This window comes from Methylomonas sp., assembly GCF_023228165.1.
In the GTDB taxonomy this organism is placed as follows: Bacteria; Pseudomonadota; Gammaproteobacteria; order Methylococcales; family Methylomonadaceae; genus Methylomonas.
Map to the genome: position 1 here is coordinate 210242 of NZ_JALOBS010000003.1, position 12498 is coordinate 222739.

Here is a 12498-nt window from a genome sequence, read left to right on the forward strand (position 1 = left end):
AAACGGCAATTAATCGGTAATTATAGTCTACTAATGCTGAATTGCCGGTTACAAAGAGTGACCGGCAAAACGTGGCAATAAAACCGACAGGTTTATTTAGCCTGTGCTTCTTGCTGAATGAGTTGGTTGGTGACAGCGATCATGTTTTCTTGTGATTTGGCAGTGCTTGCAGTCACTCTGTACTTGCCGTTTACGATGATTGCAGGTACGCCGGTGATGCCATAGCGAGCGGCCATGGTTTCAGCTTGGCGCATTTTAGCGTCGACCATAAATGAATTGTAAGCGGCACGGAAATCGGCGTCTTTCACGCCGTGGTCGGCAAAGAATTTAGCCAATTCGTCTTCCGAGGTCAGTTTCTGTCTTTTATTTTGGATGACGTTGAAAAAATCGGCATGGACTTTCTCGCCGATACCCAGGGCTTCGGCGGTAAAAAAGGCCTTGGCGTGCTTGCCCCATAAATCACTGAATACGGCCGGTTGGCGAATGAATTCGACATTGGCTGGTTTGGTTTTTAACCAGGCAACCATAGAGGGTTCCAGGCTGTAGCAGTGCGGGCAGCCATACCAGAAAAACTCGATAACTTCGATTTTGTCCGGATTTTGTACCGGTTGGGCAGGCGATACGGTTTCGTAGCCGCCTTCCGCGCGGGCTAAGCCAGTTATGCAAAACAGCGCCAGAAATGCGATTTTTTTCAACATCAAAGTTCTCCGTAAGAATGTAAACCAGATAAAAACATATTCACGCCCAAAAACGCAAACAAGGTGACGAAAAAGCCGATAATCGCCCACCAGGCCATGGGCTTACCGCTCCAGCCCTTGGTGAGCCGCATGTGTAGCCAGGCGGCGTAATTCAGCCAGACGATTAATGCCCAGGTTTCTTTAGGGTCCCAGGACCAATAGCCGCCCCAGGCTTCGGCAGCCCAGAGTGCGCCAAGAATAGTCGCCAGGGTAAAAAAGGCAAAACCCAGGGCAATGGCTTTGTGCATCAGATCGTCCAGCAAAGCCAGGTCAGGTAGTCTGGCTGATAACAATCCTTCCGGCTTGTCAGCCTGTGCCCGGCTTTTTAGCACATACACCAGGCCTATCATGGCCGCCAGCGAAAATGCCCCGTAACCGACGAAGTTGGCCGGCACATGGATTTTCATCCAATAACTGTTCAAGGCCGGTACCAGCGGTTGAATGCCATCCGCATGCCGGTCGAAGGTATACCAAAGCAAAAAGCCGATCGCCGCACTGATTACTAACAGCACAAACGCTCCCAGGCTGCGGGTTTTATAATGTTGCTCGTAATGCAGATAGAGCAAGGCCGTGATAATGGCGAACAGGATGAATACTTCATACAGATTGCTGACCGGGGTATGACCGATGTCCGCCCCCACTAAATAGGATTCCCGCCATCTGACCATCAAACCGGTCATGCCCATGACCGTAGCGCTCCAGGTTAGGGACGCGGCCACTTTACCGACAAATTCGCGGCCGGATAGCAGCAAGCCGAAATAAGTGGCGGTTGCCATTACGTATAAGGCACTCATCCACATGATGGCCGACTGGCTGGCGAATAGGTATTTCAACAAAAAGGCATTTTCACCCCGGCTCAAATCGCTGCCATAAAGCGAAATAGCCAATAAGCTGAATGCCGCCACGCATAAGCCAAAGCTTTTAATGCCGGACCAGCTCCAGCCCAACCAGATCAATAAAGGGGCTGTAACCAATAAAATGCCCGCTTCATAACCATCCATCAGCGCATGATATTGGCTGAATACATAGCCGCAGCCGGTCAGGACGGCGACTGCCCATAGCCAGTCGTAGACGGTCCTCAATTGGAAATAGGCAGGTTGCTGGTAGGTATGTGGCAAAGCGTTATCCATGGCGGTTTCACTGAACGGAAGAGGCATGTTGAGCGAGTTGTTGTTTGATAAGTTCAAATTCCGCGTCGAAGTCGTAGCGGTTGCGCAGCGCACTGCCGGCCAACAAGATAGCAGAGCCGGCAGCGTACTTTTCAATCATTACCCACAAACGGCGTTGCGGCAGATAAAACATGCAGAACACCCCTAAAACCAGTAACAAACAGCCGGGAAAAACCAGCCATTGGCCGGGAGAGCGGGTAATTTGCAAACCGGTGGCCTCAATGTGTTGAAAACCTTCCAACTCCAGAAATACCGGAGCGGCGTAAAAATGCGCCGAATTTACCGCCGCTATGGCATCCGCCAGAAATTGACCGTCAAATCCGGATAGCGGTTGAGTCGCATCGACGCCTTCTTCTTGTAGTACGTGCAAATACAGATTTTTTAACAAGCGTTGCAGAACCGTGGCATACACTTCGGATGCTTCCTGGCGCTTTTCCTCTGTTATGTTTTGCGCAATGCCGGCGGAGATATTTTCATAACCGCCTGCTACAAATTGCGAGGCCAGCGCCATCATAAATCGCGCGACTGCCTGCCTCTCTTGTAGCGTGGACTGTTTTCCGCTTTCGGTAGAGCCGGCGGTTGCCAGTGCGATGGCTTGCAGCGTATCCGGATTGTTGAGTGCTTGGTAAAACGCCATAAAGCGGTTTAGGCGTCTTTCGCTGTCGGCCGGCATAAACCAATAATTAAACTGCTCGAAGACTTTGCTACGCATACCGCTCAGATAAAACCAACGACCCTCCTGCACGATGGGTTGCATGTAGGTAAGGTATTCGTTGGCGGTGCCGTCCGGATGACGGAGCTTGTATTGAAAGCTGGGGCCAAAATTGATGAATTTTTTCTGCGTATCGGGATCCGGTTTGACATTGAACGGCCTGAAATCGGAGATCTCCAGTTGTTGATTATCGACCCGGGTAAATTGTTTGACTGTCGCTTCAAGGTCGGTAGGGGCAGCCGAGGTCAATAAAGGCCAAGCTTTTAAACGCAGCTTAGAACCACCATCGCCAAAGCTGTTTTGATAAATAGTGTAGCCTTTGAACGTTAACGGATGATTAACGGAAATGGTTTGCCGTAAAGGTTGCGGCAAGCTGGCATCTAGGACGGTTAAATCGCTTTCAAAGGATTTGGGCTGGCCGCTAGGATAATGTTCAACCCGAAAATCGTCGACTTGAATGGTAAACGGCAGCTTTTGCAACAGATAGCCGTCTTTGTAATCGATAAAGGCCAGGTTGGTCTGTCCGCCTTCGGCAATATCCACATTGGCGCGAAACGATGCATTGTCGGTCGATAGAGTACTGATAGTAGGAATAGCGCTAGCCGGGATCCGGCGGGTTTCCACGGCAATCCTGCCTTGCAGCTCCGCCAATTTTAACGGCAGATTGCCGTCCATCAGGCCGCCGATACAGATCACGATAATAGCAACGTGGCTGAAGAGATACCCCAGCTGGCCGCCGCTGCCCTTTTTGGCGGCAATCAGCAAACTGCCTTGATCGTTACTCAGTCTGAAACGGTAACGATGCTGTTTCAATAACGCTGAAATCCGTGCCAGATTGTCTTGATGGTCGCGGACATCGGTAAAGCTGTAGTGATGCGGCAGCTTTAACAGGGCATGGCGTTGGCTGTGTTCGCGGTAATCGTTAACATCGCGCAGTATTTTCGGCAGATTGCGGTAGACGCAGACGCTGGTGGATAACACCAAAAAGCCCATTATGCTTAGGAACCAGGTCGATGAATACACATTGAACAGATCCAGGCTTTTAAACACTTCAAACCAGAAAGGTCCGAATTTCAACACATAATCGGGGTAAGGCAGGTTTTGTTGCACAACAGTGCCTATCACCGCGGCCACCGCAATGGCCACCAACAAGGTAATCGCCAGGTTCATCGAACCTAAAAAGCGTAGCAGGATAGAAAATGTCGATTGCGGCATGAGGAAGGGAATATCTTGCAATCGCTGCACGGAACAGTAATTGATTAAGTTCCGGCAGGTTACTTAACCTGCCGGAACCAGCAAGCCGGGCCGGTTATTTCAAACTCGAGATATAGTAAGCAACCGCTTTAATATCTTCGTCGGTCATTTTTTTTGCGATCATGTGCATCATGTTTTCAGGATTATTACTGCGAGCGCCGTTCTTAAAATCGGTCAGCGTTTTAATCACATAGTCCGCATGTTGCGAATGCAAAGAAGGATAATCCGCAGGTTTATTGCCTTCGGCATAAGGGCCATGACAGGCCACGCAAGCCGATACTTCCCGGCTGATGTTACCGTTTCGATATAAATCGCTACCTTGCGCGATCAAATTAGCCAGCTCGGCTTTCTTTTCGTCATCGGTTTTTGTCGGCTGCTCATCGTCTTCATCATCGTTTGCAGGCAAAGACGGTGCGGGATTGGCCGAAATTTTTTGTGCGGCATAATAGGCGGCAATTTCCGTCATGCTTTTTTCGTCAAGCCCCATGGCCAAGGGCGCCATCATCGGTGCGATACGTTCGCCCTTTTTGAACGCCTTTAATTGCTTGACCAGATAGCCCTGGTGTTGGCCGGCAAGTTTTGGAAAGCCCGGCATCATGCTGTTGCCGTCTTCGCCATGACAACCCGCGCAAGATGCGGCTTTTTCCTTGCCTACGCCCGCTTTAGCCTGTGCATAAACGAAATTGGTACTGGTGGCAAGCGCCAAGGTAATGGAAACAGTCAGCAGTTTTTTTATCATTATGGGCCCCTGTTCAGGAAGGTTAATCGACGACAAGCAGTCTTAAAAGCTCTGCCAGACGCTATAATGACCGGATTCTAACCGATTTATAACCCTTAAGCGAGATAGCGATGAATCCAATGTACCACCAGGCCAAATTCATCAACAGTGCGCCGAGGTTGCAAGATGCCCCCCCCGATCAAGGTATGGAGATCGCTTTTGCCGGGCGTTCGAATGCCGGTAAATCCAGCGCCATCAATACGTTGGTGCAACAGAATGCCCTGGCCAGAGTCAGTAAAACCCCGGGTCGTACCCAGTTGCTGAACTTTTTTGAAATCGATGCGCAACGTAAGTTGGTCGATTTGCCGGGCTACGGCTACGCTAAAGTGCCGGTGGCGGTTAAACGCGATTGGCAAAAAATGATGGAAAATTATCTAAAGAACCGCAAAGCCCTGTGTGGGATTGTGCTGGTGATGGACATCCGCCATCCCATGACCGAATTCGACTGGCAAATGGTGGAATGGTGCGAGCATACCGGGCAACCTTTGCATATCTTGCTGACCAAGGCGGACAAATTAAAATTCGGTGCCGCCAAAAACACCTTATTGGCTGTGCAGCGGGAATTGAGTCAGGCGAGTATTGTAGTGACCTTGCAATTGTTTTCCGCTTTAAATAAAACCGGAATCGAAGATATTCACCAACTGCTGGACGAATGGTTTGGGTTTAATGCGGCTGAACAACCGGCTTAGCGCAATATATGCTCGATGCCTTCCCGAGCCAGATAAACTTCAAAATCCACCGCGCCGGCTTTGGTCAGGACATTCTGAAAAATCGTTTCCAGTTCTCGGTCGTCGCGGGTCGGTTCGTGATGGGTCAGAAACAGTTTCTTAGCATGTACCTGCCGGGCCAGTTCTAAGGCTCCTCCATAGGTATTGTGTCCCCAGCCGGCTTTTTTTGCGTATTCGGCGTCGGTATAGGAAGAGTCCACGATCAGCGCATCAACGCCCTGCATGGTAGCGTGAACTTCAAATAATTTGGCGTCGATAAATTGTTGATTGGACGCATAATCCGGATCATCGGCGGAATAGGGATTGCTGGGCGTTTCGTAATCGCCGGTAAAAAACAACGAACTGCCATCGCTGTCCTCCAACCGATAGCCGAAATTCAACACCGGATGATTTAATACTATCGGGGTTATCGTGGTGCTGCCGATTTGAATGGGTTCGCCTGGCCTGAGGGTGTGGTAGTGAACCCTGGCTTTTACTTGCGCTTCTATGATGGGAAAGTAGCTGTATTGTAATTGCACGGTTAAAGCCCGTTCAATACCCAATTGGGTGACCGGATCCAAGCCGCCGTAGAGATGGATTTGATTTTGCGGGGACAGTAAAGGCAGGAAAAACGGCAGGCCTTGAATATGGTCCCAATGCGTATGGGTAATCACAATGTGGGCCACGATGGGCGATTGGCCCGACAAGGTTTGCGCCAGGGCAAAGATGCCGGTGCCGGCATCTAAAATCAACAGGTCGTTACTGGCGTTATTAACTTCTATACAAGTGGTGTTGCCGCCGTATTTGACTGTTCGGGGGCCAGGGGTTGGAATGGAGCCTCTGACACCCCAAAATTTAAATTTCATCGCCATGCCTACCTAATCAATAAACGCCAGCGCTTCGTTTTTAATGGTTGATAAATCACCAAGATCGATGATCAAATCCTCCAAATTCATGCCAAAAACGTGTGCAGTGTCGGGCGGTAACTCATCGACCACCGGGTTGCCGGCAAAACCGAACCCCAGCTTTTTACTGATTTGATTGGCGGCAAACAGACAATCGCCCAGTTGCGTATGCAGATGCTCGCTGTGGTGATGATCGATGGCCTCAACCAACTCATTGGCCAGTCCCCAGTGTTCGGCCAGTAACTTGCCGGCCTGGCTATGATCGGTACCTAAAATATCGAGCTCGGCTTGAAACAGGTTTATCTCCTGTTCTTTGGCGGTATCCAAAACCTGTTTGTAGGCAGTGGGTATAAATTCCGCGAACACGATTTTGCCGAAGTCGTGCAATAAACCGGCCACGAAATAATCGCTGCCTTGCATGAGCGGGACCTTCAGGCGGTCGGCCAACAATTTGCACAGAGCCGCGGTGGTCAACGAATGCAATAAAAAAGCATGCGTATCGAAGCCGGCCTGATTTTTGGTAGGCAAAACACCGATGGCGGCAACCGACAGAGCCAGATTTTTAATGGTGTTGATACCCAGATGTACGACGGCGCGCTGGACGGAACTGATTTTTTGTGCCAAGCCATAGAACGGCGAGTTGATCACCTTCAGAATTTTTACTGTCATTAGCGGGTCGGATTCGATAACTTGGACGATTTCCCGGCCATCGGCATTCAGATCGGCCGCCAACAGCAGCAAGCGTTGCACACTGCTGCGGAAGGCAGGCATTTTGTCGACGAATACTAAGAGTTGTTCTTCATCTAGGTTGGTCAAAATATTATTCCCCGTTTAATGCGCTTGGTCCCAGTTCTCGCCGTAACCCACTTCCACCAGCAGCGGGACATGCAAATCGGCCGCGGCCGACATGAGGTCGCGAATCTTGGCCATGCAATCGGCCAGTTGCGGCTCGGCCACTTCAAACACCAATTCATCGTGCACTTGCATGATCATTTTTAGATCGGCGCCGCTACCACGAATCCATGCATCACAGGCAATCATGGCTAGTTTGATAATATCCGCGGCAGTGCCTTGCATGGGCGCGTTGATGGCGGTGCGCTCGGCATATTGGCGTTGCGCGGCATTGCGGGCATTGATGTCCGGCAAATACAAGCGGCGGCCGAAAATGGTTTCTACATAGCCCTGCTGTTTAGCCTGTTCGCGAATGTTATCCATATACTGTTTCACTCCGGGGTAGCGACTGAAGTATAGATCAATATAAGCTTGAGCCTGATTCCGCGACAAACCCAGTTGCTGAGCCAGACCGAAAGCCGACATGCCGTAGATCAAACCGAAGTTGATGGCCTTGGCGGAGCGGCGTAAATCATGGGTAACTTGATCCAGATCCACTTCGAATACTTCGGCGGCGGTAGCGCTGTGTACATCCACCCCCTGCGAAAATGCCGCCAGTAGACCGGCATCGCCGGATAAATGCGCCATGATCCGCAATTCGATTTGCGAATAGTCGGCGGCGACGATTTTGTAACCCGGCGGAGCGATAAATGCCTGGCGTATTTTGCGACCTTCTTCGCTGCGGATCGGAATATTCTGCAAGTTGGGGTCGGACGACGACAAGCGTCCGGTGGCTGCTACCGCCTGGTGATAAGAGGTATGCACCCGGCCGGTACGGTGGTTGATCTGTTGCGGCAGTTTTTCGGTATAGGTGGATTTCAGCTTGCTCATGCCGCGAAATTCCAGGATCAGCTTGGGCAAGGCATAATCCAGCGCCAGTTCCTGCAATACCGATTCGTCGGTAGACGGCTGGCCTTTGGGGGTTTTTTTCAGTACCGGTAAATTTAGACGGTCGTACAAGATCTCCTGAATTTGTTTCGGCGAGCCCAAATTAAACGCCGAGCCGGCCAGATCATGAGCCTGCTGCTCTATGCCTGCCATGCGACTGGCCAATTCCAGGCTTTGCTGATCCAGCATGGCGTTATCGATCAAAACCCCGTTGGCCTCGATGCGTACCAGCACATCGATCAGCGGAATTTCAATTTCCCGGTACAAATCCCATAAACGCGGCTGCTGTTGCAATTGGGCCGACAGGGTTTGATGTAAGCGCAGGGTGATATCGGCATCCTCCGCCGCGTATTGGCCGGCCTGTTCGATCGGTACTTCCTGAAAGCCGATCTGTTTGGCGCCCTTGCCCGCCACATCTGCATAATGAATGGTTTCGACACTCAGATAATGCTTGGCCAGATCGTCCATATTATGTTTGCTGGCCGTGCTGTTTAAAACATAAGACTCCAGCATGGTGTCGTGCTGGATGCCGCGCAGGCTGATGCCGTGGTTAGCCAGCACGTGGGCATCGTATTTCAGGTTTTGACCCAGTTTGGGTTTGTCAGGGTCTTCCAGCAGCGGCCGTAAAGCGTCGAGCACGGTCTGTCTGTCCAGTTGAGTCGGCACCTCCGGATAATCGTGTGCCAACGGTACATAGGCCGCCTGCCCGGCGGTTACCGCAAACGAGACGCCGACGATCTCCGCGTCGCTGTAATTCAGACTGGTGGTTTCGGTATCGAAAGCAAACAATTCGGCTTGTTGAAGTGTTGCCAGCCAGCCGTCGAAATCGGTCTGGCTGAGCAGGGTTTGATAATCGCGGCTTAATGCGGAAGCCGGCTCCTGCTCCGTTGAGGAAGCAGGGTAAGAAGTTTTTTTCTCACTCTCTCCGGCTGTAGAGGGGGGTGAGCCATTGCCATTCAACGTCTTCAACCAGCTGTTGAAACCCAGGCTGCCCAGTTGCTGTTTCAAGGCGGCGATATCCGGTTCCCGGCGTTTCAAATCGGCCAGGCTGTAATGCAACGCCACATCGCATTTGATGGTGGTCAATTCCTGCGACAGCGGCAGTTGCGGCAAGGCCTCGCGCAAATTGTCGCCGATCTTGCCTTTGATTTCGTCGGCATGCGCGACCAGGTTGTCCAGCGTGCCGTATTGTTGCAGCCATTTGGCGGCGGTTTTCGGGCCGACCTTGGGCACGCCGGGAATGTTATCCACCGCATCACCCATCAGGGCCAGATAATCGATGATTTGCTCCGGTCTGACGCCGAATTTTTCCTCCACCCCGGCAATATCCATGCGGGTATTGGTCATGGAGTTTTCCAGCGTGATCTGTTCGGTAACCAGTTGCGCCATGTCCTTGTCGCCGGTGGAAATCACCACTTCAAAGCCTTGGCGGGCGGCATTTTGCGCCAGACTGCCCAGCACATCGTCGGCTTCCACGCCATGTTCGATAATTAACGGTAAACCCAGCGAGCGGATCAGCTCGTGCAAGGGTTGAATCTGTACCCGCAAATCGTCGGGCATCGGCGGCCGGTGCGCCTTGTATTGATCGTATAAATCGTGCCGAAACGTCTTGCCGGGCGCATCGAACACCACCGTGACATAGGGGGTGTCGTAGTCGTTGAGCAGTTTGCGCAGCATGTTGGAGACGCCGTAAACGGCATTGGTCGGCAGGCCCTGGGCATTGCTTAAGGGCGGCACGGCATGGAAGGCGCGGAATAAAAACGACGAGCCGTCGACCAGAATCAGTTTGTTTGCGGAATGTTCGGACATGCGGGTTGCGGCATAATGTTCAAATCGGCAACGATACAGTTCGAGCCCGGTAGCTGCAAGCAAAGAATGGCTTTTGCAAACAATGCTACGGTTAAAGTTTTGTTGATGCCATGTTGGTCATGAGCTTAAAAATAACCCGCATAAAATGGTTTGCCGTGATGAACAGCCCCATTGTATTGCCGGCATGCCGTCCGAGTCCGGAGCCTGTAGGTCAGGGTGCGCGAAGCGTTCCCTGACAAAATCGGAGTTCGCGGCTTAAAATGTCACGTAACCTACCTAGCTTATGACACCTTTATTCATTGCTATAAAGGTATTTTGCGCCATTAGTGAATTGTTCTTGTTCGTCTGCCGTGAGACGTTCCCAATGTTTCTGACAGGTGAAGTTTGCAATTGCAAGACCCAACTTATAGCGGGTACTTGCTTTCGTGGCTCTATCCAGCAAGGTGATCTGGTTTCGCGACGGATGACGGAAGCCGATACTGGGCGCTTGCTCCAGCATGGCGCCATTCACATTCTCGATGGTGTAGTCGTCGGCGTTCCGCAACACTTCTCTGCCGACGTTAGGACTATTACTTTTACCGAACGTCCCGTCAAACCAGTTTTGAGTAATATGTCCGAAGGTTATCGTCCCATTTGGTTCAACCCGCTTAAAATACACCGTCGGTTTTTGGTCAACGTCTCCCGTATACCCGATTATGTTTTCCGGAATGTAAAAATCTGCTTCAAACGCCATCTTTTCTCTCCCACTTGTTGGTCAGCTATAGCTTAAAATGCTTGAACGCTGGTTAAGAACTTCCTCGGTCTGTTGCCCTTCGGCTCACAATGCGATGATATCGGAAAAATCACAGCTGTCACCTGGATTTTTAGGCGCACAGACGGTAGGCCAGGGTGCGCGGAGCGTTCCCTGACAAAATCGAAGTTCATGGCTATAAATGTCACGTAACCGCTAACCGCGGCAACGTGACCTACCGGGCTGGTTCGAAAGAGTACCCTCATGTATGCCATCCCGCGCACTCATAATGACCGCTTATTCGTCCGCATCCCCCAGCTTGCGCTTGATAGTGATGGCACCGCGAATATCGCCGACTCGGTAGCCGACCGCTTGATCTTGCGGATATTCCCTGGCTAACATTGTTTTGACTTCGGAGGTCATGTCAGCCGGCTGGCCGTGGCATTGCAGGCACATGGGCTGGGTCGGTATGGCTTTCAGATAGCGAAACCAGCGGCCATCGGCCTGTTCGATCACCTCGCTGATCTCCGTCGGCGCGGTGCCTTGCGTCTGTTGTCGGTCGAATTTTTCCAACATGTTACGCTCCCAGGCATCGGGGCTGCCCAGCGTCTGATTGCGGGTTTTCAACGATACCCGGCTGACCAGAAAACCGTCCCGGGAATATTCCGCCGCCAGGGCCGGCGCGACCAGTTTGCAAACGCCGATCGCCCCGGCCGGACCGGCGCTTGCCAATTGACTTTTCAAAGTGCCGCCTAAACGCTGCATGAACGTCTGCGCAATCCGGCGGCTTTGTTGTAAATAGTCCGAATTATCGGCGGCAACAGCCAGCACCGGCGCCGCAACGAACAACAACGGTAACAAACGACAGGTAAACTTTGATTTCATGGCCTTCTCCTCACCCTGATGGCGCTAAAATTTGCGCAAGCCCTGCAAAAGCTGTTAGTTTCGCCCGCTTAGACGATCACCGACAATACCCAGCCTTATCATGACCGAAAACGATATTACCCAAGTCAAACATTATTTGCTGAATTTGCAAGATCAAATTTGCGCAGCATTGGAAACGGCAGAACCCAAGGCGCGCTTCGTGGAGGATGCCTGGCGGCGCGAAGAAGGCGGAGGCGGGCGCACGCGGGTGTTGGCGAATGGCGAGGTGATCGAGCAGGGCGGTGTGAATTTTTCCCATGTTTCCGGCTTCAGCTTACCGCCTTCGGCGACCGCTAAACGCCCGGAATTGGCCAATCGCCAATACGAAGCCATGGGGGTGTCATTAGTGATTCACCCTCGCAACCCTTATGTGCCCACCTCGCATGCCAATGTGCGGTTTTTCGTCGCCAGAAAAGACGCCGAACCCACCATCTGGTGGTTCGGCGGCGGTTTTGATTTAACGCCGTTTTATCCGTTCCGGGAAGACGTGGTGCATTGGCACCGGACCGCCCGCGAGGCTTGCCAGCCTTTCGGCGCGGACGTATATGACCGCTATAAAAAATGGTGCGACGAGTATTTTTTCCTGAAACATCGCGGCGAAACTCGCGGTGTCGGTGGTCTGTTTTTCGACGACTTGAGCGAGCCGGATTTCGCCTCGGCATTCGGTTTCATGCAAAGTGTCGGCAATCACTACATTCCGGCTTATTTGCCGATTGTGCAAAAGCGCAAAAATACTGCATACGGGGAAAGGGAACGCAATTTTCAGCTGTATCGGCGTGGCCGCTATGCCGAATTCAATCTGGTCTATGACCGGGGCACCTTATTCGGTTTGCAATCGGGCGGCAGAACCGAATCGATTTTAATGTCCATGCCGCCGGTCGCTCACTGGCAGTATAATTGGCAACCGGAGCCGGGCAGCCCGGAAGCGGAACTTTACGACAGCTATTTGAAACCGCAAAATTGGTTGAACATGTAATGGCGCAGCATGGGCCGG

General features: G+C 51.8%; 11 protein-coding genes. 2 read left to right on the forward strand and 9 right to left on the reverse strand.

Annotated elements, in window-relative coordinates; all coding sequences use genetic code 11:
* Positions 1 to 92: 92 nt before the first annotated feature.
* From M0R33_RS03645 to M0R33_RS03660, 4 genes are all read right to left on the reverse strand, one after another.
* Positions 93 to 698 (reverse strand): thiol:disulfide interchange protein DsbA/DsbL, encoded by a 606-nt coding sequence (locus M0R33_RS03645; RefSeq protein WP_292565213.1) that lies wholly within the window; start codon positions 696 to 698, stop codon positions 93 to 95.
* Positions 698 to 1894, reverse strand: a complete 1197-nt coding sequence (gene ccsB / locus M0R33_RS03650; RefSeq protein WP_292565216.1) for a c-type cytochrome biogenesis protein CcsB — start codon at positions 1892 to 1894, stop codon at positions 698 to 700. The genes M0R33_RS03645 and ccsB overlap by 1 nt, the downstream gene beginning before the upstream one ends.
* Positions 1875 to 3863: a cytochrome c biogenesis protein ResB gene (locus M0R33_RS03655; RefSeq protein WP_292565219.1), complete on the reverse strand. Its 1989-nt coding sequence runs from the start codon at positions 3861 to 3863 to the stop codon at positions 1875 to 1877. The genes ccsB and M0R33_RS03655 overlap by 20 nt, the downstream gene beginning before the upstream one ends.
* A gap of 64 nt (positions 3864 to 3927) precedes the next feature.
* Positions 3928 to 4611: a c-type cytochrome gene (locus M0R33_RS03660; RefSeq protein ID WP_292565222.1), complete on the reverse strand. Its 684-nt coding sequence runs from the start codon at positions 4609 to 4611 to the stop codon at positions 3928 to 3930.
* Between the two features lie 110 nt (positions 4612 to 4721).
* Between M0R33_RS03660 and yihA the strand changes: the two genes are divergently transcribed.
* Positions 4722 to 5339 carry a ribosome biogenesis GTP-binding protein YihA/YsxC gene (gene yihA / locus M0R33_RS03665; protein ID WP_292565224.1) on the forward strand — a complete coding sequence of 206 codons (618 nt, stop codon included), beginning with the start codon at positions 4722 to 4724 and terminating at the stop codon, positions 5337 to 5339.
* Here yihA and M0R33_RS03670 read toward each other — a convergent pair.
* The 5 genes from M0R33_RS03670 to M0R33_RS03690 all read right to left on the reverse strand — a co-directional run bounded on the left by M0R33_RS03670 (position 5336) and on the right by M0R33_RS03690 (position 11465).
* Positions 5336 to 6223: an MBL fold metallo-hydrolase gene (locus M0R33_RS03670; protein WP_292565226.1), complete on the reverse strand. Its 888-nt coding sequence runs from the start codon at positions 6221 to 6223 to the stop codon at positions 5336 to 5338. The two genes, yihA and M0R33_RS03670, sit on opposite strands and share 4 nt — an antisense overlap.
* Before the next feature lie 12 nt (positions 6224 to 6235).
* Positions 6236 to 7078, reverse strand: coding sequence for an HDOD domain-containing protein (locus tag M0R33_RS03675; RefSeq protein WP_292565229.1), 843 nt, complete (start codon positions 7076 to 7078; stop codon positions 6236 to 6238).
* Between the two features lie 15 nt (positions 7079 to 7093).
* Positions 7094 to 9850 carry a DNA polymerase I gene (gene polA / locus M0R33_RS03680; protein WP_292565231.1) on the reverse strand — a complete coding sequence of 919 codons (2757 nt, stop codon included), beginning with the start codon at positions 9848 to 9850 and terminating at the stop codon, positions 7094 to 7096.
* 292 nt (positions 9851 to 10142) lie between these two features.
* Complete coding sequence (locus tag M0R33_RS03685) at positions 10143 to 10583, reverse strand: hypothetical protein (protein WP_292565234.1); 441 nt, start codon at positions 10581 to 10583, stop codon at positions 10143 to 10145.
* 294 nt (positions 10584 to 10877) lie between these two features.
* On the reverse strand, positions 10878 to 11465 hold the full coding sequence (locus tag M0R33_RS03690) for a DUF3365 domain-containing protein (protein ID WP_292565236.1): 588 nt from the start codon (positions 11463 to 11465) through the stop codon (positions 10878 to 10880).
* Positions 11466 to 11565: 100 nt separating this feature from the next.
* Between M0R33_RS03690 and hemF the strand changes: the two genes are divergently transcribed.
* Entirely contained in the window at positions 11566 to 12480 is a 915-nt protein-coding gene (gene hemF / locus M0R33_RS03695) for an oxygen-dependent coproporphyrinogen oxidase (protein ID WP_292565238.1), read from the forward strand.
* Positions 12481 to 12498: the final 18 nt, after the last annotated feature.

What these genes read in the sequence shown, in the direction of transcription:
- M0R33_RS03645 (WP_292565213.1), bottom strand. Translation starts at nt 698, where the DNA reads ATGTTGAAAAAAATCGCATTTCTGGCGCTGTTTTGCATAACTGGCTTA.
- ccsB (WP_292565216.1), bottom strand. Translation starts at nt 1,894, where the DNA reads ATGCCTCTTCCGTTCAGTGAAACCGCCATGGATAACGCTTTGCCACAT.
- M0R33_RS03660 (WP_292565222.1), bottom strand. Translation starts at nt 4,611, where the DNA reads ATGATAAAAAAACTGCTGACTGTTTCCATTACCTTGGCGCTTGCCACC.
- yihA (WP_292565224.1), top strand. Translation starts at nt 4,722, where the DNA reads ATGAATCCAATGTACCACCAGGCCAAATTCATCAACAGTGCGCCGAGG.
- M0R33_RS03670 (WP_292565226.1), bottom strand. Translation starts at nt 6,223, where the DNA reads ATGAAATTTAAATTTTGGGGTGTCAGAGGCTCCATTCCAACCCCTGGC.
- polA (WP_292565231.1), bottom strand. Translation starts at nt 9,850, where the DNA reads ATGTCCGAACATTCCGCAAACAAACTGATTCTGGTCGACGGCTCGTCG.
- M0R33_RS03685 (WP_292565234.1), bottom strand. Translation starts at nt 10,583, where the DNA reads ATGGCGTTTGAAGCAGATTTTTACATTCCGGAAAACATAATCGGGTAT.
- M0R33_RS03690 (WP_292565236.1), bottom strand. Translation starts at nt 11,465, where the DNA reads ATGAAATCAAAGTTTACCTGTCGTTTGTTACCGTTGTTGTTCGTTGCG.
- hemF (WP_292565238.1), top strand. Translation starts at nt 11,566, where the DNA reads ATGACCGAAAACGATATTACCCAAGTCAAACATTATTTGCTGAATTTG.